The 26785-nt window shown below is 62.8% G+C and carries 26 protein-coding genes; 15 read left to right on the top strand and 11 right to left on the bottom strand.

Annotation, left to right across the window (positions count from 1 at the left end; genetic code table 11):
* From FB009_RS32985 to actR, 7 genes are all read left to right on the top strand, one after another.
* On the top strand, positions 1-217 hold a 217-nt coding region (locus tag FB009_RS32985; RefSeq protein ID WP_210247454.1), incomplete at its 5' end, for a hypothetical protein.
* A gap of 262 nt (positions 218-479) precedes the next feature.
* Complete coding sequence (locus FB009_RS09640) at positions 480-1706, top strand: ABC transporter substrate-binding protein (RefSeq protein WP_012067483.1); 1227 nt, start codon at positions 480-482, stop codon at positions 1704-1706.
* Positions 1690-3387, top strand: a complete 1698-nt coding sequence (locus tag FB009_RS09635; protein ID WP_012067482.1) for an ABC transporter permease — start codon at positions 1690-1692, stop codon at positions 3385-3387. The genes FB009_RS09640 and FB009_RS09635 overlap by 17 nt, the downstream gene beginning before the upstream one ends.
* Entirely contained in the window at positions 3388-4071 is a 684-nt protein-coding gene (locus tag FB009_RS09630; protein ID WP_012067481.1) for an ATP-binding cassette domain-containing protein, read from the top strand. It begins immediately after the preceding gene.
* Entirely contained in the window at positions 4071-6533 is a 2463-nt protein-coding gene (hrpB, locus tag FB009_RS09625; protein WP_026183539.1) for an ATP-dependent helicase HrpB, read from the top strand. The genes FB009_RS09630 and hrpB overlap by 1 nt, the downstream gene beginning before the upstream one ends.
* 88 nt (positions 6534-6621) lie before the next feature.
* Positions 6622-7923: an ActS/PrrB/RegB family redox-sensitive histidine kinase gene (locus tag FB009_RS09620; protein WP_012067479.1), complete on the top strand. Its 1302-nt coding sequence runs from the start codon at positions 6622-6624 to the stop codon at positions 7921-7923.
* A gap of 177 nt (positions 7924-8100) precedes the next feature.
* Positions 8101-8685, top strand: a complete 585-nt coding sequence (gene actR, locus FB009_RS09615) for a global response regulator transcription factor ActR (RefSeq protein ID WP_012067478.1) — start codon at positions 8101-8103, stop codon at positions 8683-8685.
* Between the two features lie 36 nt (positions 8686-8721).
* Here actR and FB009_RS09610 read toward each other — a convergent pair whose 3' ends face one another.
* Complete coding sequence (locus FB009_RS09610) at positions 8722-9246, bottom strand: MmcB family DNA repair protein (protein ID WP_012067477.1); 525 nt, start codon at positions 9244-9246, stop codon at positions 8722-8724.
* A 195-nt stretch (positions 9247-9441) separates the two neighbouring features.
* Here FB009_RS09610 and FB009_RS09605 point away from each other — a divergent pair, with 195 nt between their 5' ends.
* A complete protein-coding gene (locus tag FB009_RS09605; protein ID WP_018013145.1) occupies positions 9442-10116 on the top strand; it encodes a L,D-transpeptidase in 675 nt (224 codons plus the stop codon).
* 97 nt (positions 10117-10213) lie between these two features.
* Here FB009_RS09605 and FB009_RS09600 read toward each other — a convergent pair whose 3' ends face one another.
* From FB009_RS09600 to hslV, 7 genes are all read right to left on the bottom strand, one after another.
* Positions 10214-12388 (bottom strand): malate synthase G, encoded by a 2175-nt coding sequence (locus tag FB009_RS09600; protein ID WP_012067475.1) that lies wholly within the window; start codon positions 12386-12388, stop codon positions 10214-10216.
* A 162-nt stretch (positions 12389-12550) separates the two neighbouring features.
* On the bottom strand, positions 12551-14554 hold the full coding sequence (locus FB009_RS09595; protein WP_012067474.1) for a hydantoinase/oxoprolinase N-terminal domain-containing protein: 2004 nt from the start codon (positions 14552-14554) through the stop codon (positions 12551-12553).
* 93 nt (positions 14555-14647) lie between these two features.
* Positions 14648-16048, bottom strand: a complete 1401-nt coding sequence (locus FB009_RS09590; RefSeq protein ID WP_012067473.1) for a cytochrome P450 — start codon at positions 16046-16048, stop codon at positions 14648-14650.
* Positions 16049-16312: 264 nt separating this feature from the next.
* Positions 16313-17263 carry a DUF1402 family protein gene (locus FB009_RS09580; protein WP_012067472.1) on the bottom strand — a complete coding sequence of 317 codons (951 nt, stop codon included), beginning with the start codon at positions 17261-17263 and terminating at the stop codon, positions 16313-16315.
* A gap of 188 nt (positions 17264-17451) precedes the next feature.
* A complete protein-coding gene (gene hslU / locus FB009_RS09575; RefSeq protein WP_012067471.1) occupies positions 17452-18759 on the bottom strand; it encodes an ATP-dependent protease ATPase subunit HslU in 1308 nt (435 codons plus the stop codon).
* On the bottom strand, positions 18759-19277 hold the full coding sequence (locus FB009_RS09570) for a GNAT family N-acetyltransferase (RefSeq protein WP_102045021.1): 519 nt from the start codon (positions 19275-19277) through the stop codon (positions 18759-18761). Before FB009_RS09570 ends, hslU begins: the two co-directional genes overlap by 1 nt.
* A complete protein-coding gene (gene hslV / locus FB009_RS09565; RefSeq protein WP_012067469.1) occupies positions 19267-19824 on the bottom strand; it encodes an ATP-dependent protease subunit HslV in 558 nt (185 codons plus the stop codon). Before hslV ends, FB009_RS09570 begins: the two co-directional genes overlap by 11 nt.
* Before the next feature lie 316 nt (positions 19825-20140).
* Here hslV and hisB point away from each other — a divergent pair, with 316 nt between their 5' ends.
* From hisB to coaA, 7 genes are read left to right on the top strand one after another with little or no spacing between them, the layout of a single operon-like run.
* Positions 20141-20749, top strand: a complete 609-nt coding sequence (gene hisB / locus FB009_RS09560) for an imidazoleglycerol-phosphate dehydratase HisB (protein WP_012067468.1) — start codon at positions 20141-20143, stop codon at positions 20747-20749.
* Between the two features lie 26 nt (positions 20750-20775).
* Positions 20776-21252, top strand: coding sequence for a DUF2628 domain-containing protein (locus FB009_RS09555; protein ID WP_012067467.1), 477 nt, complete (start codon positions 20776-20778; stop codon positions 21250-21252).
* Positions 21252-21902 (top strand): imidazole glycerol phosphate synthase subunit HisH, encoded by a 651-nt coding sequence (hisH, locus tag FB009_RS09550; protein WP_012067466.1) that lies wholly within the window; start codon positions 21252-21254, stop codon positions 21900-21902. The genes FB009_RS09555 and hisH overlap by 1 nt, the downstream gene beginning before the upstream one ends.
* A 33-nt stretch (positions 21903-21935) precedes the next feature.
* Complete coding sequence (gene hisA, locus FB009_RS09545; protein WP_012067465.1) at positions 21936-22682, top strand: 1-(5-phosphoribosyl)-5-[(5-phosphoribosylamino)methylideneamino]imidazole-4-carboxamide isomerase; 747 nt, start codon at positions 21936-21938, stop codon at positions 22680-22682.
* On the top strand, positions 22679-23455 hold the full coding sequence (gene hisF, locus FB009_RS09540) for an imidazole glycerol phosphate synthase subunit HisF (protein WP_012067464.1): 777 nt from the start codon (positions 22679-22681) through the stop codon (positions 23453-23455). The genes hisA and hisF overlap by 4 nt, the downstream gene beginning before the upstream one ends.
* Before the next feature lie 24 nt (positions 23456-23479).
* Complete coding sequence (locus FB009_RS09535; RefSeq protein WP_012067463.1) at positions 23480-23803, top strand: phosphoribosyl-ATP diphosphatase; 324 nt, start codon at positions 23480-23482, stop codon at positions 23801-23803.
* The gene (gene coaA, locus FB009_RS09530; RefSeq protein WP_012067462.1) at positions 23800-24795 is read left to right on the top strand and encodes a type I pantothenate kinase; all 996 of its coding nucleotides are present in this window, start codon (positions 23800-23802) and stop codon (positions 24793-24795) included. The genes FB009_RS09535 and coaA overlap by 4 nt, the downstream gene beginning before the upstream one ends.
* 176 nt (positions 24796-24971) lie before the next feature.
* Here coaA and FB009_RS09525 read toward each other — a convergent pair whose 3' ends face one another.
* From FB009_RS09525 to arfB, 3 genes are all read right to left on the bottom strand, one after another.
* Positions 24972-25583, bottom strand: a complete 612-nt coding sequence (locus FB009_RS09525) for an alpha-ketoglutarate-dependent dioxygenase AlkB (RefSeq protein WP_012067461.1) — start codon at positions 25581-25583, stop codon at positions 24972-24974.
* Between the two features lie 114 nt (positions 25584-25697).
* Positions 25698-26171 (bottom strand): peptidoglycan-binding protein LysM, encoded by a 474-nt coding sequence (gene lysM, locus FB009_RS09520; RefSeq protein ID WP_012067460.1) that lies wholly within the window; start codon positions 26169-26171, stop codon positions 25698-25700.
* An 89-nt stretch (positions 26172-26260) separates the two neighbouring features.
* Positions 26261-26695, bottom strand: coding sequence for an alternative ribosome rescue aminoacyl-tRNA hydrolase ArfB (gene arfB, locus FB009_RS09515; protein ID WP_012067459.1), 435 nt, complete (start codon positions 26693-26695; stop codon positions 26261-26263).
* Between the last annotated feature and the right edge of the window lie 90 nt (positions 26696-26785).

Here is a 26785-nt window from a genome sequence, read left to right as displayed (position 1 = left end):
GAGTGAAATCCCCGTCAACAGTCCCCTAAAGGCCAAAACCCGAAAGTCCCAACCCCAAAATCAGCATCCGCCAATCAAGGAAACCCTAGAGCGAAAGGCATCGTCGCCAGCAGCGCCGCCGCCCTCGTCAGTGATCGGGCTTATAGACCCCAGCCCTTTCCCCAGTCAACAACCAATTTCAAAAAATTACGAGAAAATCGTAAGTGGCTGTTTTTGAATGGTTATTTTCGTTGGCGCGAAAAGTCGTCCAATGCCTCTACCAATTCGGGTCCGCTTTACGGACTTTCGGCGCTTCCGGGGATTGAGGTCTATATGGTTAACGCAGCCCCGCTTTTCAAGGGGCCGTGCGCCGCATGAATTCGGCGCAGTCGAGAGCCAAGACGCGTCTCACCGAAACGTGACGCTGGTGGAGGGCTGCATGCATTGACGCGGCCCGCCCTTGTCTTACCCTCGGCGGCACCAGACAGGGAAGGAGCGCTATGATCAGGCTGGTCGGAAAAATGATCGCCGCGGCAATGCTGTCGCTTGGCCTCGCCGCGGGGGCCTTCTCCGCGGACCCAGGCAAGTGGAAAGCGGTCGTTGCACAAGCCAGGGGTCAGACGGTCTATTTCAACGCCTGGGGAGGCGCTGCAAATATCAACGCCTACATCGAATGGGCCGGCGACGAGATGAAGAGCCGTTACGGCGTGACCGTCGTTCATGTGAAGCTCGACGACACCGCCAAAGCGGCCGGGACTGTGCTTGCGGAGAAAGCGGCAGGAAAAGACGAGCACGGCGCGGTCGATCTGGTGTGGATCAACGGCGAGAATTTCGCCGCCATGAAGCGTGAAGGGCTGCTTTACGGGCCCGACTGGGCAACGAAACTGCCGAACTGGCGCTATGTCGACACGGAAAACAAGCCGACGGTGCTGACCGATTTTACCATTCCGACCGAAGGGCTGGAGAGCCCCTGGGGCGGCGCCAAGCTCGTGTTCTTCTACGATCAGGCGCGCACCCAGGCGACCGAATTGCCTGATTCCGCGGCGGATCTTCTGAAATGGGCTGAAGCCAATCCAGGGCGCTTCTCCTACCCGCAACCACCGGATTTCACCGGATCTTCCTTCCTGAAGCAGGTGCTGAGCGAAGTCGTCTCGGACAGGAGCAAGCTGCAGACACCCGTTGACGACGCTACTTTCGATACGGATGTGGCGCCCTTGTTTGACTATCTCGACAAGCTCACGCCGCACTTGTGGCGAAAGGGCAAGGCCTTCCCGCAGAACTATGCGGACATGAAGCAGAAGCTCGCCGACGGCGAGCTCGACATCATCTTCGCCTTCAACCCCGCAGAAGCCTCCTCCGCCATCGCCGATGGCGAGCTGCCGGAAACGGTGCGTTCCTTCGTCTTTTCAGGCGGCACGCTTGGTAACACGCATTTCGTCGCCATTCCCTACAATGCGACGGCGAAGGCCGGCGCGCTTCTGCTTGCCGATTTTCTCCTCTCGCCCGAGGCACAGCTTCGCAAGCAGGACCCGAAGGTCTGGGGGGATCCCACAGTTCTCTCCCTCTCAAAACTTCCGGCAGCCGACCGATCCGCCTTCGAGCGTCTGGAGCTCGGCATTGCAACGCTTCCTCCCGACAAACTTGGTCCCGCGCTCGACGAACCGCATCCGGACTGGATGACACGGATCGAAACCGAGTGGATCCGGCGCTATGGCGCGGCCAACTGAAGTGCGACGCACTTCAGGCGGAAACGCGCTCCTCGCCTTCATTCTGGGCCTTCCTGTCCTCGCCGGGATTGCAGGCACGGTTCTGCCGGCCTTCGGCTACCTGCCGGCGCTCGGTGGATCTCGCGTCACGCTTGCCCACATCGCCGAACTCGCCGGCCAGCCGCACATCCTTCGCTCGGTCCTGACCGGTCTCGCAGCCGGTTTGCTGACCACCGCCGGGGCGATATCGATCGTGGGCGCGTTCGTCGCGGGCTTTGCCGGCACGCGCCTTTTCGCCCGCATTCAGCATCTCGTCTCTCCCTTGCTGGCGGTTCCGCATGCGGCCGCCGCCTTTGCGCTGGCCTTCCTCGTCGCCCCGTCCGGTTTCCTGCTCCGGCTGATTTCGCCGGAGTTGACGGGGTTCACGCGACCGCCGGACTGGCCCCTTCCCAACGACCCCTTCGCGCTCACGATGATTGCCGGGCTCCTCGTCAAAGAGGTTCCGTTTCTCTTTCTGGTGACGCTTGCCGCTCTGCCGCAACTTCCGCTGATCAGAGCCCGGCGCCTCGCGGCCGCGCTCGGATACGGACGCATTGCCGGCTTCGCCGTCTGCCTTTGGCCGGCCCTCTACCGCCAGATCCGCTTGCCGGTCTTCGCCGTGCTCGTCTATTCCGTCTCCGTCGTCGACGTGGCGATGATCCTCGGGCCGAAGCTGCCGCCTACATTGCCGGTGCGCATCGCGCAATGGACGGGATCGCCTGAGCTCGGCGCGCGATTCCTCGCATCGGCGGGGGCTTTCCTGCAAATTGGAGTCGTGGTCGCGGCAATGGCGATCTGGATCGTGCTGGAACGGATCGGCAAGGCCGTCCTTGAACGCCTGATTTTTTCGGGACGGCGCCTTGCACGGGACGGCGCCCTTCGCGCCGCGGCCGCCCTCGTCATGACCGCTTGTACGGCCGCCATCTTCGCGGGGCTCGGCCTGCTGTCGATCTGGTCCTTTGCTGGTCTCTGGCCCTTTCCCGATGCACTCCCCGGAAGTCTCACCTCGAAAACCTGGATGCGCACGCTGCCTCAACTTCGGACGTCGTTTGGCACCACGATCGCGCTTGCTCTCTGCGCAGCGTTGCTGTCGCTCCTGTTTACGATCCTCCTGCTCTATCGCAACGGCACTGCCGCGGGACAAAGGAATCCCGGCTATCGGCTGCTCTATCTTCCCTTGCTCGTCCCCGAGATCAGTTTCGTATTCGGGCTGCAGGTCCTGATGCTCTCAGCCGGTCTTTTGCCGGGTTTCGCGAGCGTGCTGGCGGTTCATTTCATTTTCGTCCTCCCGTATGTCCTTCTGTCGTTGTCAGCCCCCTGGCAAGCGTTGGATCCGCGCTTTGAAAGAATCGCCGCCGGCTTCGGCAAGTCCGCGCTGTCCATCCTGTTCACCGTCCGGCTGCCATTGCTCTTGCGCCCCTGCCTCACGGCGCTCGCCGTCGGCTTCGCGGTGTCGGTCAGTCTCTATCTGCCGACACTGCTTATCGGATCCGGGCGTCTGACGACGATCACGACCGAAGCGGTCGCACTCTCCTCGGGCGGCGACCGACGGGTCATCGGCATCTATGCTTTGGTGCAGGGGCTCCTGCCGTTTCTCGCGTTTTTCATTGCGTCGCTCGGGCCCCAGTTGCTATTCCGCAACCGGCGGCTCATGAGGACGTGAATGCGGGAAAATGCCGGGACAAAATCTGCGAACAACACAGCATGCCTGACGCTCTCGAACATTACGATCCGTCTGGGCGGCAGGATGCTGATCGCGCTTACGGCGGGTATTGCGCCTGGTGAGGTATTGACGATCATGGGCCCTTCCGGCTCCGGCAAGTCGAGCCTGCTCGCCTTCGTGGGCGGCTTTCTCGATCCGGCTTTCGACGCCGGCGGCCGTGTCCTGATCGGAACCAGGGACCTGACGGAGATTGCCGCCAATCAACGCCACGCAGGCATCCTGTTCCAGGATCCGCTGCTCTTTCCCCACCTCTCCGTCGGCGGCAACATCGTCTTTGCCATACCGGCTGCGGTCAAAGGGCGGAGCGCACGTCGCCGTCTGGCGGAAGCGGCCCTCGACGAAGTCGGCCTGGGTGGTTTCTACGACCGCGACCCGGACACGCTTTCCGGCGGCCAGAAAGCACGGGTGGCGCTGCAAAGGGTGCTCGTTTCGCATCCGCGGTTCCTGCTTCTCGACGAACCTTTCTCCAAGCTCGATGCGGCGCTCAGGGAGCAGACGCGCGAACTCGTTTTTTCGAAGGCAAGGTCGGCGGGACTGCCGACTATTCTCGTCACCCATGACAGCGCCGATGCGGAAGCAGCAGGCGGTCGCGTGATCGAAATCGGGATGGAGGAGCAAGGATGATGCGCGCGCTTCCTGCACTTCCTGTCCGCGAGATTCTGCCCGACCTCGGCGAAGCGCTCCATTCGTCGCGATCCGCCGTTCTGTCGGCTCCGCCCGGCGCCGGCAAGACGACGCTGGTACCGCTCTTTCTGCTCGGCCAGCCGTGGCGCGGCGACGGCAGGATCATTCTGCTCGAACCGCGAAGGCTCGCCGCACGGGCCGCGGCGGGGCGCATGGCCGAACTTCTGGGGGAGAAGGTCGGCGAAACCGTGGGCTATCGCATGCGGCTGGACAACCGCATATCAGGGAAAACCCGGATCGAAGTGGTAACGGAGGGCGTCTTTAGCCGGATGATCCTCGACGATCCCGAACTTTCCGGCGTAGCAGCGGTGCTTTTCGACGAGTTCCACGAGCGCTCGCTCGACGCGGATTTCGGCTTGGCGCTGGCCCTCGATGTACAATCGGCGCTGCGCGACGATCTCAGGATCGTGGTCATGTCCGCAACGCTCGACGTCGAACGCATCGCCGGCATGATGGGCGACGCGCTCGTTTTGAAAAGCGAAGGCCGGAGCTTTCCGATTGAAATCCGCTACGCGAGCAGAGATACCGGAGGAAGGATCGAAGATGCGATGGTCCGCACGATCGCCGAGGCGCTTCGATCCGAAGAAGGATCGATCCTCGCATTCCTCCCCGGCCAGGCGGAGATCGCACGCACGGCCGAGCGTCTCGCCGGGCGCTTCGGAGACGATACAGCAATCGTGCCGCTCTACGGCAATCTGAGCCAGAAGGAACAGGATGCGGCGATCCGGCCGGCCCCGAAGGGCACGCGCAAGATCGTGCTGGCGACCTCGATCGCAGAGACCTCGATCACCATCGATGGCGTCAGGATCGTCGTCGACAGCGGGCTGCAGCGTCTGCCGGTCTTTGAAGCCGCGACCGGCATCACACGCCTCGAGACCGTCCGCGTTTCGAAAGCGTCGGCCGACCAGCGCGCCGGGCGCGCAGGAAGGACGGAGCCGGGCATCGCAATCCGCCTGTGGCACTCCGGCCAGACGGCCGCGCTCGCCGCTTTCACACCGCCGCAGATCCTGGCCACCGACCTCTCCGGTCTGCTGCTCGACCTTGCCCATTGGGGCGTGGCCGATCCGTCCGCGCTGAAGTTCCTCGATCTGCCGCCGGAGACGACCTTGCGCGAGGCTCGCGACCTGCTCGTCGAACTCGGCGCACTCGACAGCAGCGGCGCGCTGACGTCCAGAGGCCGTAAGATCCGCAATCTGGCGCTGCCGGTTCGGCTTGCGGCAATGGCGGTCGCTGCCGCCGAAGAAGGACGGGCACAGGAGGCGTGCCTGATCGCGGTGATGCTCACCGAGCAAGGGCTCGGCGGCAACAGCGTCGATATCGAGGAGCGGCTGCGCCGGTTCCGCAGCGAGCGAAGCGATCGCGCCGAAGCCGCGAGGGGCTTGGCAAGGCGAATGGCCGCAGATCTCGGCGCATCGAAGAAGCCGGCCTCCGGCGCAGCTCTGCCTGGAACCTTGCTGATGCACGCCTTTCCGGACCGCATTGCGCTGCAACGCGGCGGGCGCGGGCGCTTCGTCATGGCAAACGGACGCGGCGCCGAGCTTCCCGAAATCGAGCGGCTTGCGGCGGCCGAAATGCTGATCATTGCCGACCTTACCGGAAGAGCCGGCGCCCAGCGCGTGCTAGCAGCCGCCGAGGTCACCCGTGAGGACGTCGAGGCGCATATGCCGAAAGCGATCGTTACCGAAGAACAGAGCTTTTTCGATCGGGCAAGCCGGCAGGTGCGCGCGCGCCGGGTGACACGGCTCGGGGCGATCATCTTCGAGGAAAGACCCCTGCCGCGCCCGAGAGGCGAGGCGGCGGCTCGAGCGCTCGCCGACGGTATTCGTCAGTTGGGGCTTGCCGCTGTCCCGTTCCCGAAGGAGGTGGAGCAGCTACGCGACCGCATCGGCTTCCTGCACCGCTCCATCGGCGAACCCTGGCCCGACATGTCCGACGCGATGCTGATGTCTCGCCTCGACGAATGGTTCGTCCCCTTCCAGGCGGAAGCCGGCGGCATTGACGGAATCAAAGGTCGGGATCTCGCCGAGGGCCTCCTGTCGATCGTTCCCTTCGAACTTCAGCGCGACCTTGCAAGGTTAGCACCTACGCATTTCGAAGCGCCGACAGGACAGCGTCATCCGATCCACTACGACGGCAGTGAACCGCTGCTGTCGATCCGCGTTCAGGAGCTCTTCGGGCTGAAAGCGCATCCGACGATCGGCGCCGGGAAGCTGCCGTTGCTTCTCGAACTGATTTCACCCGGCCATCGCCCGATCCAGACCACCCGAGACCTTCCCGGTTTCTGGGCGGGATCGTGGAAGGACGTCAGAGCCGACATGCGCGGCCGCTATCCGAAACACCCCTGGCCGGAGGATCCCGCCAACGCCATGCCGACAACGCGCGCCAAGCCACGCGGCGCTTAACCCCATTTGATAATTGCCGGGTTCGGCATAAAGTTCGGTAGGACGAACTGATGCGGCCGCATGCGGCCGCATCGCGGAATGGAAACGCATGGCAGCCTCAACGCTCTACAATGACCTGAACAGCAATCGCAGCCTCAGACTTCAGACGCTCGTGCGGCTGCGCTGGCTGGCGGTGGGCGGACAATTGCTAGCCGTTATCGTCACGGCGCTTTGGCTGCAGTTCCCCCTGCCGATCGTCCCCTGTTCGGTTCTGATTGCCTGCCTGGCACTCGTCAACGTCATTCTCACATTGCGGTTTCCGCCTACGCAGCGGCTGACGCCGCCGGCCGCTTTCGCCCTGCTCGGCCTGGATCTGGCGCAACTCACCGCCTTGCTCTTCATCACCGGCGGGCTTGCCAACCCCTTTGCGCCGCTTCTCTGCGTTCCGGTCATCATCTCTTCGGCCTCGCAGCCGAAGCCTCACAGCATCGTGCTGGCCGTGTTTGCCGTCGTGGGCGTCACCGCGCTCGCCTTCTCGCCCTTCCAGCTGCCCTGGTATCCGGGGACCGTTCTGCTGATCCCGCACGTGCTGACGGCCGGCATCTGGTTCGCGATCGTCTCGATGACGGCGTTCGCAGCATTCTACACCTACCGTGTATCGCTCGAGGCAAGCGAACTGTCAGAAGCGCTGACCGCCACCGAACTCGTGCTCCAGCGCGAAAAGCACCTGTCGCAACTCGACGGGCTCGCAGCCGCCGCCGCGCACGAACTCGGAACGCCGCTTGCGACGATCAGCGTCGTAGCCAAGGAGATGGAACGGGAGCTCGGCGACGATCCTCGTTTCGGCGAAGACGTCCACCTCCTGCGCAGCCAGAGCGAGCGCTGCCGAGACATACTGAGGCGGCTCACGACGCTTTCTTCGGAGAGCGAGGAACATATGCGACTTCTGCCGCTCTCGTCCCTTATCGAGGAGGTGATGGCGCCGCATCGCGAATTCGGAATCGAAATCGAGCTGAAGGAGCAGGGCGAACGCGCCACGGAGCCCGTCGGCATCCGCAATGCAGGCATTCTCTATGGCCTGGGAAACCTGCTGGAAAACGCGGTCGACTATGCGCGCAAGAAAGTGACGGTCACGACGGAGCACACGCCCGAGCGCGTACGGGTGACGATCGAAGACGACGGCGAAGGTTTTTCGCCGGATATCCTGGCGCGGATCGGCGAACCCTATGTGACGCGGCGTCAGAAGGACGACAGTGCCGGCGGGCTCGGGCTCGGGCTCTTCATCGCCAAGACGCTGCTCGAGCGTTCGGGTGCCCGGCTGCGCTTCGAGAACGGTGGAGCCAAACACCCGGGTGCCCGGGTCAGCGTCGAATGGCCGCGCGCGCTGATGGACTCGAAACTGGCGAAATGACTTTTGGCAGTTTATTGAAGACAAGCGTGGGAAAACCCACATGACTGCCGGCAAAACAACAGCTTGCCGACTGCAGTTCCTTTGGTCCCACCGTTCAAAGGACATGCGGAAACTGTTACAGGTTACAGAAGCCATTGCGCGTCCGGCTGGACGCGCGGCGCTGTAGGGGTTTGAGAAATGATCGAAAAGTCGACGCCTGCGCCAATCACCCACGCCGCGGATGCGGACCTGATCGGACCCGACAAGAGCCTTCTGATCGTCGATGACGACACCGCTTTTCTGCGGCGCCTCGCCCGCGCGATGGAAGCGCGCGGCTTCGCGGTAGAGATCGCCGAGTCGGTTGCCGAAGGCATAGCCAAAGCCAAGACTCGGCCACCGAAACATGCAGTCATCGATCTCCGCCTTGGCGACGGCAGCGGTCTCGACGTGATCGAGGCAATCCGCGGGCGTCGCGACGACACGCGGATGATCGTTCTAACGGGTTATGGTAATATCGCGACCGCGGTCAACGCCGTGAAGCTCGGAGCGCTCGACTATCTGGCAAAACCGGCGGACGCCGATGACATTCTCGCAGCATTGATTCAGCGCCCGGGCGAACGGGTAGAGCCCCCGGAGAACCCCATGTCGGCGGACCGCGTCCGATGGGAGCATATCCAGCGCGTCTACGAAATGTGCGAACGCAATGTTTCGGAAACGGCGCGCCGGCTAAACATGCACCGGCGGACCTTGCAGCGCATTCTGGCGAAACGGGCCCCGAAATAGGCCGGCGGCGGATGAGGGGCAAATCTCGGGAGCGCTCTAGTCCCGCCCCCCGCTTACGATATCGCAGATCGACTGGCCGAGCTCGCCATTCCGATCGGCTGCCCATTCCGCGAGCGTCAGGCGCTGCGCCGCTATGCGGGCAAATGCCTGCGTTACCGATCTTCGCGTGCTTGGCGGCAGGCGGTGTTCCGGTGCGTCGCGCAGCATATGGGCGCCGTAGCCGTCGGAAAGCATAAGTCCGCATTCTTCCGGGAAAATATCCAGCGGCACCTGCGCATGCGTCGCGAAGAACAGGCGATCGCAGTGCAGTCGGTATTCCGGCCACTTGCGATCGACGCGAAAGTCCTCGATCGAGGTCTTGATTTCGATGATCCAGATTTCGCCCTTTGGCGAGAGCGAAATGAGATCGGCCCGCCGACCGCTCGCGAGCGTCAGTTCGGGCAGAGCCGCGTGACGCAATTCCATCAGCAGCCGCTGGACCCCGCGGCGCACCTTCATGGCACGCTCGGACTGGCGTCCGTCTGCAAGCGGATTATCGCCGTGGATCGATAAGATCGTCATTGCCGCCCTCCGGCCCCCGTCGGGGCCTGCGCCATGGTTTGTTGCAAAAAAGCAATCGTCACGGAATTTACACCTTTCGGCCACATTGCGGGGGCCGGGTCCCTTGCGCAGTGCGGTGCAATAGAAAATAAGCTGTGCCGCTGACGGCCGGACTTCCTCCCCCGTATTTTTCCTGACCTCTTTTACGAGACCATCATGCGCTTCCGCAACGCTCTCCTTCTGTGCAGCCTGGCGGCCACCCTTGGCCTGACCGGCTGTTCACAGACCACAACCACGGCCGGCTCTCCTACCGAGGGCGAAAAAGTGGCGACGAATCAGATATTCTCCAGCAATTATGGCCCTGTTGAGGACCACGGATATGCGGTTCCAGGCGTCCCGATCAACCGCGTAGACCAGCGTTTCCACCGGCAGATCGTGGATTACCCGACAAAGGAACGTCCCGGAACGATCGTCGTCAACACGCCAAGCCGCTTCCTCTATTACGTGCTGCCGGGTGGGAAAGCGGTTCGCTACGGGATCGGGGTCGGCAAGCAGGGTTTCGCCTGGGAAGGCGAGGCCTATGTTGCCTGGAAGCAGGAATGGCCGACCTGGCATCCGCCGAAGGAAATGGCCGAGCGCAAGCCGGAAGTCGCTAGATATGTCGAGGCCGGCATGGGTCCGGGTATCGGTAACCCACTCGGCGCGCGCGCCCTCTACCTCTTCAACAAGGAGGGCAAGGACACGCTGTTCCGCCTGCACGGCACGCCTGAATGGTCCTCCATCGGTACCGCCGCCTCGTCCGGCTGCATACGCCTGATGAACCAGGACATCATGGATCTCTATTCACGGGTCCGCCCCGGCCGCAGCGCACGCGTCGTCGTGCAGCAGTAAGCGTTTGGGCCGGAAGTGGAGAGGGCCGCCGGTGAATGCCGACGGCCCTTTCTTATTGGCTTGAAGCGGCACGACGCAAGGACGCGGCGGTTCCCCGCTACGCCGCCCGCTGCTTCGTCTTGAGCTCCAGCCGCCGGCGATGCAAAACCGGTTCGGTGTAGCCGTTCGGCTGTTCGCGACCCTTGAGCACCAGATCGAGCGCCGCCTGAAAGGCGATCGATTCGTCGAAGCGGCTGGCCATAGGCTGGTAATTCGGGTCGCCGGCGTTCTGCGCGTCGACAACCGCGGCCATGCGCTTCATCGTCTCGACGATCTGCGCTTCGCTGACGATGCCGTGATGCAGCCAGTTGGCCATATGCTGTGCAGAGATACGCAGAGTTGCACGGTCCTCCATCAGGCCGACATTGTTGATGTCCGGTACCTTGGAGCAGCCGATGCCATGGTCGACCCAGCGCACGACATAGCCAAGAATCCCTTGCGCATTGTTGTCGAGTTCGCGCTGGATTTCCTCCTCGGTCCAGTTCGGCCGCGCAGCCACCGGAACGGAAAGAATGTCGGCGAGCTTCGCTCGGGAGCGGCTTCTGAGACCATTCTGGATCTCGGAGACGTTGATGCGGTGGTAATGGGTTGCGTGCAGCGTCGCGGCCGTCGGCGATGGGACCCAGGCGGTATTTGCACCGGCCTTCGGATGAGCGATCTTCTGCTCCAGCATCGCCGCCATCAGGTCCGGCATCGCCCACATACCCTTGCCGATCTGGGCATGACCGGAAAGCCCGCATTCGAGACCGACATCGACATTCCAGTTCTCATAGGCCGAGATCCAGGCCGCCTGCTTCATGTCGCCCTTGCGGATCATCGCGCCGGCTTCCATGGAGGTGTGGATTTCGTCGCCGGTGCGGTCGAGGAAGCCGGTATTGATGAAAACGACGCGCTCGCGGGCCGCGCGGATGCATTCCTTGAGATTGACGGTCGTCCGCCGCTCCTCGTCCATTATTCCCATCTTCATCGCGTTGGCCGGAAGCCCGAGCGCTGCCTCGACACGGGTGAATGTCTCGCAGGCGAAGGCGACTTCCTCGGGCCCGTGCATCTTCGGCTTGACGACATACATTGAGCCGCTGCGCGAATTCGCCCGGCGGCCGTTCCGGCCGATGTCGTGCAAGGCGATCAGCGCCGTCACCATGGCGTCCATCAGGCCCTCCGGCACTTCCTTGCCCTCACGGTCGAGGATAGCCGGATTGGTCATCAGGTGGCCGACATTGCGCACCAGCATCAGCGAACGGCCCGGAAGAGTCAGCTTATCGCCTCCCGATGCAGTATAGATACGATCGGGATTGAGCCTCCGGATGAAAGTGGTGGTGCCCTTGGCCACCTGTTCCTCGAGGTCGCCCTTCATGAGCCCGAGCCAGTTGCGATAGACGAGCACCTTGTCCTCGGCATCGACGGCCGCGACCGAATCCTCGCAATCCATGATAGTGGTGATCGCCGATTCGAGAATGATATCGGCAATGCCGGCAGCATCGGCCTTGCCGATCGGAGTCGTCGGATCGAGGACGATCGCGACGTGAAGCCCGTTTTTGCGAAGGACGATCTCGGACGGGGCTGCAGCGTTTCCGGAATAGCCGGCGAATTGCGCGGGCATGGCAAGTGCGGTCTTCGCGCCGTTCGCAAGCGTGACGGTCAGTGCCGCGCCTTCGATTGCCAGAGACGTCGCATCGATCCAACGGCCGGACGAAAGCGGAGCGCTGGCGTCGAGGAAATCACGTGCCCAGGCGATGACCCTTCCCCCGCGTTTCGGATTGTAGCCCTTGCCGCGCTCGGCGCCTTCCGCATCCGGAATCGCGTCGGTCCCGTAAAGCGCGTCATAGAGCGATCCCCAGCGCGCATTGGCCGCATTGAGCGCATAGCGCGCGTTCATGACAGGCACGACAAGCTGCGGTCCGGCGATCGTGGCGATCTCCGGATCGACATTGGCTGTCGAGACGGAGAAGTCGGACCCCTCCGGCAGGAGATAGCCGATTTCCTTCAGGAAGGCTTCATAGGCGTCCATGTCGACGGGCGCGCCGTGATCGCGATACCAGCCGTCGAGCTTGGCCTGCAGCTCGTCGCGCTTGACGAGAAGGGCGCGGTTTTTCGGTCCGAGATCGTGGATGAGATCCGAGAAGGCGGAAAAGAACCGCTCCGGATCGACGCCGGTGCCCGGCATCGCCTCTTCCACCAGGAAGCGGTGAAGCCCCGCATCGATCTTCAATCCGTCCTGCTCAACGCGGTTCATGCGGCAACTCCTGAAATTTCTCTATTTCCATAGTCCAACAAATAGGAGCGGGATGCACTTCGAAAAGCGCGTCGCCCGCTCGCGCGCGCGGAAAATCTCCCACCGGGCCCATCTTTGTCAATTGCGCATGGAAGCGAAGAATTGTTTCCAAAACGGAAAAGATCAGCCATGTGCGATTCGCGGCCGGCCGCTTGCCGAGGCGATGAAGCGCGCCTCGATCAGCTTGCGGCTGCCCTCGACTTCCGGCGCGTCGATCTCTTCCCGAAGGGTCGCGGCGGGGTCCTCTGCACCGTTCGCGCGGGCGCTCTCGAGCGCCATCGTTTTCGCGCGGCGGCGGGCAACGCCGAAGGCCTCCTGTTGATCGACGAAACGCTCGCTCGCGCCGGCACCGTTGACGATGAAAATGCCTTCTTCCGGCGTCGTCACGAAAACGGTGACCGTCGTACGCACTTGGCCGACAACCGCGCCGACGGCGTTTGCCACGTCCGCTTCAGCCGGAATTGCCGGTTCGGCGGAAAGCATTTCAGCGATCGCGGGATAATAGACCGGTGCGGAGGCGCCGAGCCCGACAAGCGGCCGGTCGATACCGAGCGAAAAACGCACGATTCCGGGCTCCCGTTTCAGCGCACGGTCAACGGAAAGCGAGACGGCAGGATCGATCGCTCCGGCGCCGTCCTCGTTGAGGCACGCCTGCAGGATGGCCTCCGACGACTGCCGCGTCAGCCGGTCCACGATCATCTGCGCCAGAGCCGCGACAGAAGCCGCGATAGGCTGGCCGGATCCGTCCTTCGTTCGAGCGGCAATCTCGAGGCCGAGGCGCGCGGCCTCGCCGTTCCATTGCGCCTGCCGACCGAGAACATGCATCGCGTCCGAAGGAGTGAGCCCGCAGAGATGCACCAGACCGCGAGCTACAAGCCTGTCGAGGGTCGCCCTCTGCGGCGTGGTGACGAGAAGATCAGCAAGCGCCACCGGTATCATTCCTATGCGATCATAAAGGGCCTGTTCCTGAGGCTGAAGCCCGCTGGCGAGATGGTCGGGCAAACCGGTGCGGACTGCCAGGCGACCGTCATGCCGGCCGGCATGGGGCGCCCGCAACTGCTTTTGGAGCACCGAAAGAACCGCGTCGCCGTGCAGCGCCGCCGCAAGGCTCAGGGGCAGGAAACGGCGGGGCCCGAGATCAAGCCTGGCCTTGAGGCCACGATCGTTGATCTTCACCTCCGAGTCGCCGCCAAGGCCGTATGTGCGCATGGCGACCGCCTCGACCATGGTGCGAAAGCCGCCGACGACAGCTCCGTCGGCGTCGAGGCGCGGCCGGCCTTTTTCGAGGACGGCGACGTCGGTGGTCGTGCCGCCGATATCGGAGACCACGGCGCTGTCAAAGCCGGTCAGATAGCGAGCGCCGACGAGGCTCGCAGCCGGACCCGACAAAATCGTTTCGATCGGCCGCAGCCGCGCCTCGGCGGCCGATATCAACGCACCGTCGCCTCGTACCACCATCATCGGCACGTCGATGCCGCGGGCCTTGAGGAAGTCTTCGCAGGAGACGATCAGCCGGTCGATCATCGAGACCAGCCGCGCATTCAGAAGCGTCGTCAGCGCGCGACGGGGTCCGCCAAGCTTGGAGGAAAGCTCATGGCTGCAGGTTACCGGCAGGTGCGAGACCTCGCGGATGCGATCGCGAACACGCTTCTCGTGATCCGGGTTGCGCACCGCGAAATAGCCGGCAACGGCGAAGGACGACACCTGGGACCCGAGCGCCGGCAGCGCCTCGTCGAGCGCACGCATGTCCAGCGTCGTCTCGCCGCCATGGACATTGTGGCCGCCGGGAAGGAAGAGGACAGGATCGGATCCGAGCGCGTCCTGAAGACCGTCGCGCTTCAGGTCGTCCGGAGCGAAACCGATCATGATCAGGCCGGCCCTGCCGCCCTGGCCTTCGACCAGCGCATTGGTGGCAAGCGTCGTCGACAGCGATACGAGGCTGATCGCCGATACCGGCACGTCCGCCTTTGCGAGCACTGCCTCCACCGCACCGGAAACGCCCTCGGCGAGATCGTGACGGGTCGTGAGCGCTTTGGCCTTGGCGACGACGCCCTTCGTTTCGCTGAAAAGAACGGCGTCGGTATAGGTGCCGCCGGTGTCGATGCCCAGGAGAAGATGCGGGGTCAATTTTCTGCTCAGTCCAATGGTGAGAATCCGGAAAAATCCATCTGGTGATAGGACATATTCTTGGGAAAAACCATCGCGCGAGCGCGACCCGCTCTACCTCACCCGCGCCGAAACCCGCATCGGCAACCCGCCCCTGGGCTGGGTCGTCAGCCTTTGCACCGGCCAGGGGTGCGTCTCATCCGTCACATCGAAGCGGAAGCGGTGCATGAGAACGGCAAGCGCGATAACCGCCTCCTGAAGCGCGAAGGTCGCGCCGATGCAGATGCGCGGGCCGGCGCCGAAGGGCAGATACTGGAAACGGTGGATCTTGTCTCGGTTTTCCGGAAGGAAGCGCTCGGGCATGAAAGCGCGCGGCTTCTGCCAGTAGGCGACGTGCCGGTGGAGCGTCCACGGCATGATCAGGACCGAAATCCCTTTGCGAATAGGCACGCGCTCTCCTTGCGGCGATATCCATTCGTCCTCCTCGATCGCCGCGCGATTGATCGACGGCGCCGGCGGATACAGCCTCAGCGCCTCCTCGAAGGCGGCAAGCACATTTGGCATGCGTCCGGGCCAGTCGACCGGATCGGCGCCGCCGGCAATGACCTTGTCGATCTCCTTTTCCATCGTTTCGCGGTAGGTCGGGGTATTGGCGATGCAATAAAGGCACCAGGCGAGCGCTCGTGCCGTTGTCTCGTGGCCGGCACCGATGAAGGTCAGGATGTTGTCCTCGATCTCGGAGGTCGAGAGCCCATCCGGGCCTTCCAGTTGCAGAAGCAGGGTCAGGAAATCGTTCGGGACATTGCCCGGTGTTTCGGACATCCGTCGCCGCCGCAGAGCCATCGTTTCGGACACGACGCCGCGGAACCGGTCGAGCACTTTCCGGCCGCCGATGCGGGTCAGCCGCGGGATCCAGCCCGGTGCGACAAGCAGGTCCATCGGATCGACGCGGCCCATCCGATGAAGCAATTCCTCGACATTGGCGGCGAAGCCATGCTTTTCGACGGCGATCTCTCCGGAGAAGAGCGTCTCGGCCAGTATCTCGAAGGTGAGTTCCGTCATGTCCACGGCGGCATTTGTGACGAAGGGTTCGGAGGCCGCCCGGGCGTAGCGGCCGACGAATTCCTCCGAAACGCGAAGCATCTGGCCGGCGAAACCTTTTGCGTGCCTTGGCGTGAAAACCGGCGCCATTGCCTTGCGCGAGCGTCTCCAGACCTCGCCTTCCGCCGTCAGGAGTCCGTCGCGCAGGATCGGGCGCAGGATCAGCCGCCGGACATTCGACATTTCGTAGTTGGCGGCGTTTTCGACGAGGATGTAGCGGATGAGGCCGGGATCGTTGACGATCAGCGTCCGCTGATTGATGAACTTCGTCTCGATCCAGGGAAGCGTATAGGACGGCTCGCCCCAGAGCTCGAGCGGGTTGCGAAGAACGGTGCGGATAATCTCGAGCCGCGATGGAATGCCGGTGCGCGGGACCGGCGCGGGCGGCTCGAACGGCTCCGGTCGGGTGTCCATGTGAATGCCTTTCTCAGATCACGATGTTTTAGGTCCGGTGGACCTAAAACATGAACGTGATCGATTCCAAAGCGATGGAGCCGGATGAGGCGAAAAACCGCGCAGATTTTTCCTCATCCCGCTCGAGCAATTCCAGGAAGGTGCGCAACGGCTTCAGGCCGGAATTGCGGAATGCCAAGCCGCGTATCGTTCCAGTTTTTTACGCCGCAATCAAGAAAATGCTTCACCTGGATCGCAATGCCTCGGCTGTCAGGCGACAAAGGATCACAACAGGCTTTCGAGCTCTGCGAGTTTGTCGTTGACCAGCCAGCCGTAGTAGTTCTCCTCCGGCCAGTGCACCTCGGCGCCCTGATTCTTCGCTGCGAGGGCGGCCGCACGCGCATCCGGGTTGCCCACGTTATAAAGTGTGGCGGTCAGGCCCGGATTGCCTGAGATGTCCATATGGGCGATCGAGCGATAGACGTCGATGGAATGGCGGATCGAAGCGGCCATATAGGCAAGTGACACGTCGGGCTCCATGATCGCCTCGTAGACCCCGGCGGCATGGTTTTCGTCGAGGCGATCATAGCCGGAAACGCGCGATACCATGTCCGTCAGCATCAATGCCGTCAGCGGATTGATCTGGCCGAGGCCGAAGGTCTGTCCGGCGAAGAACGGCTGGAAGAAGACGGCGCTGAAACGGTTGTTCGGGAAGGACTTGCCGGCGACCGACCGGCCGCGGAACTCGCGGTCCCAGATCAGCTCGCGGCAGCTCCAGAGCGCGTAGGAGCCTTTTCTGCCGGCGCATTCGGAGAATTGAGGCCGCTTAACAAATTCTGCGATGGACTCGCCTTCATAGCCGAACTGGAAGCTGTTGCCGGCATAAGCGGCGGCCTTGACGTAATAGGATTGCAGCCGGTCGTATGCGTCGACATTGTAGGTGTGTTCGCCGACGATCGCCCCGACCATGTGAATGGGCGCGATGCCGTAGGCACCGGCGATCGACTTGATCTTGCCAACGAGCTTGCGGTCGGTGGCGAGAAGATCGCGCACCTTCTCGTATTTGGCGTCGAAGGATGTGCGGCCGGCTTTGGTGCGGCGTACCGAAGCGCCCGGAACGGCCGGCTGCTCGACATGGCGGTTGCCCTCCGGGACGGCAAGGATCCCGCTCGCAGCCGCAGGCCCGGCAGCAAGACAAAATGTGGCGATCACGAGCATGCAGGCGGTGAGGCGCAAGATCTGTTTTCCCGTAGAAGTCCAAGAACCGGCGGACCCGCCGTCGGGCGCGGCCCCTAAGGCACAATCATGTCGGAATGATGCCTTAATTCTTAACGGCTGCTGACGGTCTAGAAAAAATGAAGGCGCCTGTCGAGTGACAGGCGCCCCACAATTCGGTGATCGACCAGTCCCTGACGAATGAAGGGTCAGAGGATGTAGCGCGACAGGTCGGTATTTGCCGCCAGATCGCCGACATGCACGCGGACGTAATCGGCATCGATCGTGACCCCCTGGCCGCCGCGATCGGGAGCATTGAAGGAGACGTCGTCGAGCACGCGCTCCATCACCGTCTGCAGGCGGCGTGCGCCGATATTCTCGACATTGGAGTTAAGCTGGACCGCGACTTCCGCGAGCGCATCGATCGCGTCCTCGGTGAAATCGAGGGTCACTCCCTCGGTTTCGAGCAGCGCCTTGTACTGACGGATGAGACTCGCTTCCGTCTCCGTCAGGATTCGGCGGAAATCCTCCTTCGTGAGCGCGCGAAGCTCCACGCGGATCGGCAGACGACCCTGCAGCTCCGGCAGCAGATCCGAGGGTTTGGCGACGTGGAAGGCACCTGAAGCGATAAACAGGATGTGATCGGTCTTCACAGGTCCGTATTTCGTGGCCACCGTCGTGCCCTCGACCAGTGGCAGGAGGTCGCGCTGCACCCCCTCGCGTGAAACGCCGGCGCCGATACCGCCTTCACGGGTCGCGATCTTGTCGATCTCGTCCAGGAAAACGATGCCGTCATTTTCCGCCGACGCCACCGCCTCACGCTGGATCTGCTCGTTGTCGAGCAGCTTGTCCGACTCGTCGTTGACCAGCAGCGCATAGGAGTCCTTGACCGTGGTCTTGATCTTCCTGGTCCTGCCACCCAGCGCCTTGCCGAACATTTCCGAGAGGTTCAGGACGCCGATATTGGCGCCCGGCATCCCCGGAATCTCGAAGGCGCCGCCGGGGTTGCCGGTTTCCGCGACATCGACCTCGATCTCCTTGTCGTCGAGCTCGTTGGCGCGCAGTTTCTTGCGGAAGGAGTCGCGGGTCGCCGGCGAGGCGGTGGTGCCGACCAGAGCATCGAGAACCCGCTCCTCGGCATTCTGATGAGCTTTCGCCTTGACTTCGGCGCGCCGCTTCTCGCGCACGAGGCTGATGCCGACCTCGACGAGATCGCGCACGATCTGTTCGACATCGCGGCCGACATAGCCGACTTCCGTGAACTTCGTGGCCTCCACCTTGACGAAAGGCGCGCCGGCGAGCTTGGCGAGGCGGCGGGAAATTTCCGTTTTGCCGACGCCGGTCGGGCCGATCATCAAGATATTCTTGGGCATGACCTCGTCGCGCAGTTCGTCGCTGAGCTGCTGGCGGCGCCATCGGTTGCGCAGCGCAATGGCAACGGCGCGCTTCGCGTCCTTCTGGCCGATAATGTAGCGGTCGAGTTCCGATACGATTTCCCTGGGTGAAAAACTGCTCATCAATTCCTCTCAAATTCCGTCCGCTTGAGCTCCATAAGGAGGGTTCGACCGGACTTGTCGATCCATTCGCCAAAGGGTACGAAACCGGCCTTCGAATAGGCGCGGACGGCGCGGCGATTGCCGGCATCGGGGTCGATGACGATGCGGGCAGCGCCGTTTTCGAACAGTCTTGCGGCAAAGGCCCTGAGCGCCAGAGCCGCGACGCCCTTGCCGGTCATTTCAGGAGGCCCGATGAAGATGTCGACGCCGGGCGTATCGGCCGACAGGTCCTTGGCCCAGGGCTCCTCGTCATATTCCGAAGGCACCCAAGTCTGAATGTAGCCCGTCGGTGCTCCCTTCACATGAAAGACGAAACCATCGACCTCGCCCTTCGCACAACCGTCCCGTATCAGTTCAAGTTCCACATCGGGATCGCCCCACCACTGCCGGACATGCGGCTCTGAAAGCCAGGCAAGGAGCATCGGCAGATGGCGCTCGGCCACCGGCTCGAAGCTGACCTCCGCCGGCTCATTCGGCATCCAGCGTCTCCAAGACGACATTGTGGTTCGTGTAAACGCATATGTCGCCGGCGATCTCGAGCGCCCGGCGGGCGATCTCCTCGGCCGACCTGTCGGTATCCATGAGCGCCCGCGCTGCCGCAAAAGCGTAGTTACCGCCCGAACCGATAGCGATCGTGCCGTGCTCGGGCTCGAGAACGTCACCGTTTCCGGTGATCGCCAGCGTCACCGATCTGTCGGCGACCAGCATCATGGCCTCGAGGTTGCGCAGATACTTGTTGGTGCGCCAGTCCTTGGCGAGTTCCACGGCCGCTCGCATCAACTGGTCGGGATACTGCTCGAGCTTTACCTCGAGCCTTTCGAGGAGGGTGAAGGCGTCCGCCGTCGCGCCTGCGAAGCCTGCAATCACATCGCCCTTCGACAGCCGGCGAACCTTGCGGGCGTTGCCTTTCATAACCGTCTGACCAAGGCTCACCTGGCCATCGCCGGCCATCACCACCTTGCCGCCCTTGCGCACCGTGATGATGGTGGTCGCATGCATCGTTCCGTAAGGATTGTGTTCGCTCATGATATACCTATGGGTCCCCGGGGAGCCGGGAGCATTGCGGCTCGGAATGAACCTGGTTGCTGAGGCCTATGTAAGTCGCGGCCGCGCGATTGCAAATGTGCAAGTTCGCGCCCCTGCGCCTTTGCTTTTCACGCCATCCGCCAAAGACCGAATCTCCGCCACGGTTCTGGATATTTCGTGCCTCCCCTGTTATGGAGCGGCTCTGTGACGCGTACGAGGAAGGGTGGCGGTGTTCGCCCTTCTCCACCGTCCGAATGGATATTGCTCCGACAGCCAGGCCGGCCCAAAGTCATCGGAGCGCAGACAGGAGAGCCCGATGGCAGACGTGACGCCGAGCCGCACCGGCCAAGTTTCGCGAAAGACGAATGAAACGGCGGTATCCGTCGCCCTCGACGTGGAGGGCACGGGTTCCTCGAAGATCGTGACCGGCGTCGGCTTCTTCGACCATATGCTGGATCAGCTCTCGCGCCATTCGCTGATCGACATGGATATCAAGGCGGAGGGCGACCTCCATGTCGACGATCATCACACCGTCGAGGATACCGGCATCGCCATCGGCCAGGCGTTGGCCAAGGCGCTCGGCGATCGCCGCGGCATCACCCGTTATGCCTCGATCGACCTCGCAATGGACGAGACGATGACGCGCGCCGCCGTCGATGTCTCGGGTCGGCCCTTCCTAGTCTGGAACGTGGCCTTCACCGCACCGAAGATCGGCACATTCGACACCGAGCTTGTGCGCGAGTTTTTCCAGGCGCTCGCCCAGCATGCCGGCATCACGCTGCATGTGCAGAACATCTACGGCGCAAACAATCATCATATCGCCGAAACCTGCTTCAAGTCCGTCGCCCGCGTACTCCGCACGGCAACCGAAATCGATCCGCGCCAGGCGGGACGCGTTCCCTCTACCAAGGGAACGCTCGCCTGAGCCGGTCAGTATCTGGTTCAAAGACCATGGCCTCCTACCTGATCATGACCCCGCCCGGCGCACCGGCCGACGACGAAAGGGCGCGGTTCATCGCCGACGGCTTCTCCTGGACTGCCTTCTTCTTTCCCGGTCCGTGGCTCATCGTCAAAGGCGCGTGGCTCGTCGGAATCCCCGTCGCCACTTTGCAGATCCTGCTGCTTCTCGCCGCATCGATGCCGGGCGGCTTCGGCGCGGCCCTGCTCATTCATCTGGCGCTCGGTCTCATCGTGTCGCTGGAAGGGCCGCTTCTCGTTGCCAGACACCTGTCGACACGCGACTGGACGCTTCGTTCGGTCGTTCCGGCTCGCGATATCGCAGCGGCCGAGGAAATCTACTATTCGAATTCGGATCCGACCGTGCATGAAAGCCATGCGAAGCCATTGCCGTCGATCGATCGGTCCGGCACGGGACGCCTGGGCGACACAGCCGGGCTCGGCTTCTTTCAATCCTATGGAGAACGCTGATGCGGGTCGCCATCATCGATTATGGATCGGGCAATCTGCGCTCGGCCACCAAGGCCTTCGAACGCGCCGCCCGCGAAGCCGGCATCTCAGCAGAAATCGACCTCACCGACAGACCGGAACGGGTGGTTTCGGCCGACCGCATCGTGCTGCCGGGCGTCGGTGCCTATGCAGATTGCCGCCGGGGCCTTGCCGCCGTCGACGGTATGCAAGACGCGCTGACGGAAGCCGTTGAAAAGGCCGGCCGACCCTTCTTCGGCATCTGCGTCGGTATGCAGCTCATGTCGTCGCGAGGGCTTGAAAAGACCGTGACCGAGGGCTTTGACTGGATCGCCGGGGATGTCGTTGAGATGACGCCCGAAGATCCCTCGCTCAAGATTCCGCAAATCGGCTGGAACACGCTCGATCTCAGGCGCCCGCACGCGCTTTTCCAGGGCATTGCGACCGGCGAGAGCGGGTTGCACGCCTATTTCGTGCATTCCTACCATCTTGCGGCAGAGTGCGCCGAGGACGTGGTGGCCGAGGCCGATTATGGCGGCCCGGTGACGGCTTTCGTCGCACGCGACAACAAGGCAGGCTCGCAGTTCCATCCGGAAAAGAGCCAGGCGCTCGGCCTCGCCCTTATTTCGAATTTCCTGCGCTGGAAGCCCTGAAGCTGCAGCGTCATTTTTCTGATCGGACGAACAATGATCCTCTTTCCCGCAATCGACCTCAAAGACGGGCAATGCGTGCGCCTGAAGCTCGGCGACATGGAGCAGGCGACGGTCTATAATTCCGACCCGGCCGCGCAGGCCCGCGCTTTTGAGGAACAGGGCTTCGAATGGCTGCACGTGGTCGACCTGAACGGGGCATTTGCCGGCGAGACGGTCAACGGTGATGCTGTCGACGCCATCCTCAGGGCAACGAAGAACCCGGTGCAGCTCGGCGGCGGAATCCGCACGCTCGACCATATAGAGAACTGGCTTGCGCGCGGGCTCAAGCGCGTCATCCTCGGCACCGTCGCAGTGCGCGACCCGGCGCTGGTGATCGAAGCCTGCCGCAAATTCCCGGGCAGGATCGCCGTGGGCATCGATGCGAAGGGCGGCAAGGTCGCGGTCGAAGGCTGGGCTGAGGCTTCCGAACTCGGCGTGATCGAGCTCGCGCGGAGATTCGAAGGCGCCGGCGTGGCGGCGATCATCTATACCGATATCGACCGCGACGGCATCCTGACAGGCATCAACTGGGCCGCGACGCTCGAACTCTCCGATGCGGTTTCGATTCCCGTCATCGCCTCGGGCGGACTCGCCTCGCTGGACGATATCCGCCGCATGACCGAGCCGGAAGCGCAAAAACTCGAAGGGGCAATCTCCGGCCGGGCGCTTTATGACGGTCGAATCGATCCGAAGGAAGCGCTCGATCTGATCCGCGAAGCCAGGAAGGGGATGATCCGATGACGCTGAAAGCCCGTGTGATCCCCTGCCTCGACGTCAAGGACGGCCGTGTCGTCAAAGGCGTCAATTTCGTCGATCTCATCGATGCCGGCGATCCGGTGGAGGCGGCACGCGCCTATGACGCGGCCGGCGCTGACGAACTCTGTTTTCTCGACATCACCGCCTCCTCCGACAATCGCGAAACGATCTTCGACGTTATCGCCCGCACCGCCGAACAGTGCTTCATGCCGCTGACCGTCGGGGGCGGCGTGCGGCAGGTCTCCGATATCCGCAAGCTCCTGCTCGCCGGCGCCGACAAGGTGTCCATCAACACGGCTGCGGTGAAGAACCCGGACTTCGTGGCGGAAGCCGCCGACAAGTTCGGCGACCAGTGCATCGTCGTCGCCATCGACGCCAAGAAAGTCTCGGATCCAGGTGAAACCGACCGGTGGGAGATCTTCACCCATGGCGGGCGGCAGCCTACAGGCATGGATGCAGTCGAATTCGCACGGAAGGTCGTCGATCTCGGCGCCGGCGAGATCCTCCTGACGTCGATGGATCGCGACGGCACCAAAAGCGGCTACGACATCAGCCTGACGAGGACGATTGCTGACGCGGTGCGTGCGCCGGTCATCGCGTCGGGGGGCGTGGGTACGCTCGATCATCTGGTCGAAGGTATCCGCGACGGCCACGCGACCGCCGTGCTCGCGGCATCCATTTTTCACTTCGGAACATACAGCATCGGTGAGGCGAAGCGCCACATGGCCGAGCACGGCGTCGCCATGCGTCTCGATTGAAGCGGCCACGAGAAGGGATAGACCATGACAGAGTTCACCCTCTCCGATCTGGAGAAGATCGTGGCGACCCGCGCCAGGGCGGCTCCGGAGGAGTCCTGGACTGCCAAGCTGGTCGCTGCCGGACAGAAGAAGGCAGCCAAGAAGCTGGGAGAGGAAGCCGTCGAAACGGTCATCGCGGCGATCGGCGATGACCGGAAGAATCTGGTCGATGAGAGTGCCGATCTCCTCTATCATCTTATGGTCGTATTGAATATCGCCGCCATCCCGTTACAGGATGTGATGAGCGAACTGGCCAGGCGGACGAGCCAGTCCGGCCTGCAGGAAAAGGCGAACCGGCAGAATCCATGAGCATCGCCGCGAAAGACATCGAACCGGCCGACATTCCGGGCAATCTTCAGGGGGGCGAATATTCGCCCTATCACGTCTTCTCCGCGGAGGAATGGTCGCGCTTTCGCGCCGATACGCCGCTGACGCTGACTGCCGACGAGGTGCAGCGCCTCCGCTCGCTCAACGACCCGGTCGATCTCGACGAAGTGCGCCGGATCTACCTCTCGCTGTCGCGGCTCCTCTCGGCCCATGTGGAGGCGTCGCAGATTCTCTTCCGGCAGCGGACGCGCTTCCTCAGCATGTCGAACGAGACGAAAACGCCGTTCGTCATAGGCGTCGCCGGCTCCGTCGCCGTCGGCAAATCGACGACGGCGCGCATTCTTGCAGAGCTTCTTGCACGCTGGCCCTCCAGCCCGAAGGTCGACCTCGTCACCACCGACGGCTTCCTCTATCCGAACGCCGTTTTGCAGCGGGAAAGCCTGATGGATCGCAAGGGCTTCCCCGAGAGCTACGATATCGGTGCGCTGCTCAGATTCCTTTCCGCGATCAAAGCCGGACGGCCGAACGTCAAGGCTCCGACCTATTCGCACCTGACCTACGACGTGATCCCCGACCAGTTCCAGCTGGTCGACCGGCCGGACATCCTGGTTTTCGAGGGAATAAACGTCCTGCAGTCGCGCGATCTGCCGGCCGATGGAAAGATCGTGCCGATGGTCTCGGATTTCTTCGACTTCTCGATCTATATCGACGCTGAGGAAAGCCTCATCCATAGCTGGTATGTGAACCGCTTCATGAGGCTGCGCGAAACGGCGTTCCAGAATCCGCAGTCCTTCTTCCATCGCTATGCGACGATCAGCGAGGATGCGGCCCGGGCGATCGCCGAGGGCCTGTGGCACAACATCAACCTCAAGAACCTGCACCAGAACATTCTGCCGACGCGGCCGCGCGCCGATCTCATCCTGCAGAAGGGCCCAAGTCACCTGACGCAGACCGTGGCTCTCAGGAAGCTTTAGAGCGGGATGAGGAAAAGTGCGCGCGGTTTGTCCGCCCGCATTCCGCTCTATCTTAGTTGAAGGTTGATTCGACCTAAAAAAATCATGATCCGAGCCGAATTTCGGCCCTCAGGCGGCTGCCGCACCTTTTCCCGACAGGCGGGGGAGAGGCGATATGCTTTGGACGGTTCAAGGGTTCAAGGATTGACGCGCCGCAAGGTCAGATTGAGCCGGCCGCCGCTCCTCAGGAGTGTCGAGGTGTTCGGATAGATGCGGTCGACGCCGTGGAAGGCGAGACGTCCTTCACCGCCGAGCACGACGACATCGCCGCTTTCGAGCTTGAGCGAAACGGTCGGCCCGCCGCGCGTACGGCCGCCGACGCGGAAGAGACAGCTGTCGCCGAGCGAGACCGAAACGACGGCGGTGTCAAGATCGCGCTCGTCCCGGTCCTGATGGAGCCCCATGCGCGCTTCCGCAGAATAGAAATTCACCAGACAGGCCTCGGGCGTCTTGTCGCTGCCGGCTACGGCATTCCAGATGTCCTGCAGCGCCGCCGGTATCGGCGGCCAGGGCCTGCCGGTGACCGGATGCACCGCTTGGTAGCGGTAGCCGTTCTCGCGGTCGGTGACCCAGCCGAGCGCCCCGCAATTGGTCATGCGCACGGACAGGGGTTTGCCGGTTTTCGGCATCGCCGGTGCGAAGAGCGGCGCCTCCGCGACGACGATTCGGATCGCCTCGACCAGTTCCTCCTGGCGGGAGCGGTCTAGGAAACCCGGAATGTGTCTCACTCCTTTCGGCAGCACCAGCATTTGCGAGCGTCCTGTCTTGCGATGTCGATCAAGTCCTTACGTCAGCAAAGCTGACTGGACGTGACGAGATGTAGCGCTCACCCCCGCTGGAAACGACCCGAAAAGCAGACCCGTTCAGCTCGCATCCAGGTCCGGGATGCGCAGAACCTGACCCGGATAGATCTTGTCGGGATGGGTGAGCATGGGCTTGTTGGCCTCGAAGATCGCGGTGTGCTTGGCACCCTTGCCCTTGCCGTAATGCGCCTCGGCGATCTTCCAGAGATTGTCGCCCTTCTTCACGGTGTAGAATACCGGCGCCTTCGCCTCTGCCGGAGCAGCGGCGCCATCGGCCACCTTGAGCTCGGACGCCTCGACCTTCGATATGCCGAGCGTGTTGCCGACGGCCACGACCGCTTTCTCGAAGGTCGACTGGTCCTTGACGACACCCTTCAGCACCACTTTGTCATCCACGACGTCGATCTTGACGTCATTGGTGCCGAGATCATGGGAAGCAAGCTCCTTTTCGACGCTCGCCGCGTCCGGCGGCGTATCGTCTCCGCCAAGCCCGAGCTTCTTTCCCGCATTCTTGATGAAACTGAACAGACCCATGGTTGTTTCCTCTTCCGCAGACTATCCAGATAAGAGAGGGCGGTTGCCGGCAAAAGGCAAGGGGAAGCGGGCGCAAGTTGCGCAAGCTGTCAATCGCCGCCGGGCCGGCCGCGCAGCTTCTTGATTTCGGAACGGCCAGATTTCTCCTTCAGCCGGCGTTCGATCGATCCGCGGGTCGGCTTCGTCTTCCTGCGCGGCGGAGGCGGCGGTTCCGCGGCTTTCAGGATCAATTCCTTCAGACGCTCGCGGGCATCCTCGCGGTTGCGCTCCTGGCTGCGGAAGCGATTGGCCTCGATCATCAGGACGCCCTCCTTCGAGACGCGGCGTCCGGCAAGTTTCAAGGCGTTGGCCCTCACCCGTTCCGGCAGGGACGGCGAAGCCTGCACGTCGAAGAAAAGCTGGACGGCCGTCGAGACCTTGTTGACGTTCTGCCCGCCCGGGCCGCCGGCCAGCACGAATTGCTCCGTGAGCTCCCATCCGGCGATCACGATGTTTTCGTTGATGTAAAGCGGTTCGCTTGCCATGCGGTTCTTCCTCCGCCGTTCTATCGCATGCTTGAAAACAAGCCGCAAATGCAAAACCCGGCCGCAAGCGACCGGGTTTCACGTGAATCA

It is taken from the genome of Sinorhizobium medicae (assembly GCF_007827695.1).
Classification (GTDB): domain Bacteria; phylum Pseudomonadota; class Alphaproteobacteria; order Rhizobiales; family Rhizobiaceae; genus Sinorhizobium; species Sinorhizobium medicae.
The sequence above is the reverse complement of the archived record's forward strand: the minus strand, read 5'-3'. Positions and strand labels throughout refer to the sequence as shown.

What these genes read in the sequence shown, in the direction of transcription:
- FB009_RS09640 (WP_012067483.1), top strand. Translation starts at nt 480, where the DNA reads ATGATCAGGCTGGTCGGAAAAATGATCGCCGCGGCAATGCTGTCGCTT.
- FB009_RS09635 (WP_012067482.1), top strand. Translation starts at nt 1,690, where the DNA reads ATGGCGCGGCCAACTGAAGTGCGACGCACTTCAGGCGGAAACGCGCTC.
- FB009_RS09630 (WP_012067481.1), top strand. Translation starts at nt 3,388, where the DNA reads ATGCGGGAAAATGCCGGGACAAAATCTGCGAACAACACAGCATGCCTG.
- hrpB (WP_026183539.1), top strand. Translation starts at nt 4,071, where the DNA reads ATGCGCGCGCTTCCTGCACTTCCTGTCCGCGAGATTCTGCCCGACCTC.
- FB009_RS09620 (WP_012067479.1), top strand. Translation starts at nt 6,622, where the DNA reads ATGGCAGCCTCAACGCTCTACAATGACCTGAACAGCAATCGCAGCCTC.
- actR (WP_012067478.1), top strand. Translation starts at nt 8,101, where the DNA reads ATGATCGAAAAGTCGACGCCTGCGCCAATCACCCACGCCGCGGATGCG.
- FB009_RS09610 (WP_012067477.1), bottom strand. Translation starts at nt 9,246, where the DNA reads ATGACGATCTTATCGATCCACGGCGATAATCCGCTTGCAGACGGACGC.
- FB009_RS09605 (WP_018013145.1), top strand. Translation starts at nt 9,442, where the DNA reads ATGCGCTTCCGCAACGCTCTCCTTCTGTGCAGCCTGGCGGCCACCCTT.
- FB009_RS09600 (WP_012067475.1), bottom strand. Translation starts at nt 12,388, where the DNA reads ATGAACCGCGTTGAGCAGGACGGATTGAAGATCGATGCGGGGCTTCAC.
- FB009_RS09590 (WP_012067473.1), bottom strand. Translation starts at nt 16,048, where the DNA reads ATGGACACCCGACCGGAGCCGTTCGAGCCGCCCGCGCCGGTCCCGCGC.
- hslU (WP_012067471.1), bottom strand. Translation starts at nt 18,759, where the DNA reads ATGAGCAGTTTTTCACCCAGGGAAATCGTATCGGAACTCGACCGCTAC.
- FB009_RS09570 (WP_102045021.1), bottom strand. Translation starts at nt 19,277, where the DNA reads ATGCCGAATGAGCCGGCGGAGGTCAGCTTCGAGCCGGTGGCCGAGCGC.
- hslV (WP_012067469.1), bottom strand. Translation starts at nt 19,824, where the DNA reads ATGAGCGAACACAATCCTTACGGAACGATGCATGCGACCACCATCATC.
- hisB (WP_012067468.1), top strand. Translation starts at nt 20,141, where the DNA reads ATGGCAGACGTGACGCCGAGCCGCACCGGCCAAGTTTCGCGAAAGACG.
- FB009_RS09555 (WP_012067467.1), top strand. Translation starts at nt 20,776, where the DNA reads ATGGCCTCCTACCTGATCATGACCCCGCCCGGCGCACCGGCCGACGAC.
- hisH (WP_012067466.1), top strand. Translation starts at nt 21,252, where the DNA reads ATGCGGGTCGCCATCATCGATTATGGATCGGGCAATCTGCGCTCGGCC.
- hisA (WP_012067465.1), top strand. Translation starts at nt 21,936, where the DNA reads ATGATCCTCTTTCCCGCAATCGACCTCAAAGACGGGCAATGCGTGCGC.
- hisF (WP_012067464.1), top strand. Translation starts at nt 22,679, where the DNA reads ATGACGCTGAAAGCCCGTGTGATCCCCTGCCTCGACGTCAAGGACGGC.
- FB009_RS09535 (WP_012067463.1), top strand. Translation starts at nt 23,480, where the DNA reads ATGACAGAGTTCACCCTCTCCGATCTGGAGAAGATCGTGGCGACCCGC.
- coaA (WP_012067462.1), top strand. Translation starts at nt 23,800, where the DNA reads ATGAGCATCGCCGCGAAAGACATCGAACCGGCCGACATTCCGGGCAAT.
- FB009_RS09525 (WP_012067461.1), bottom strand. Translation starts at nt 25,583, where the DNA reads ATGCTGGTGCTGCCGAAAGGAGTGAGACACATTCCGGGTTTCCTAGAC.
- lysM (WP_012067460.1), bottom strand. Translation starts at nt 26,171, where the DNA reads ATGGGTCTGTTCAGTTTCATCAAGAATGCGGGAAAGAAGCTCGGGCTT.
- arfB (WP_012067459.1), bottom strand. Translation starts at nt 26,695, where the DNA reads ATGGCAAGCGAACCGCTTTACATCAACGAAAACATCGTGATCGCCGGA.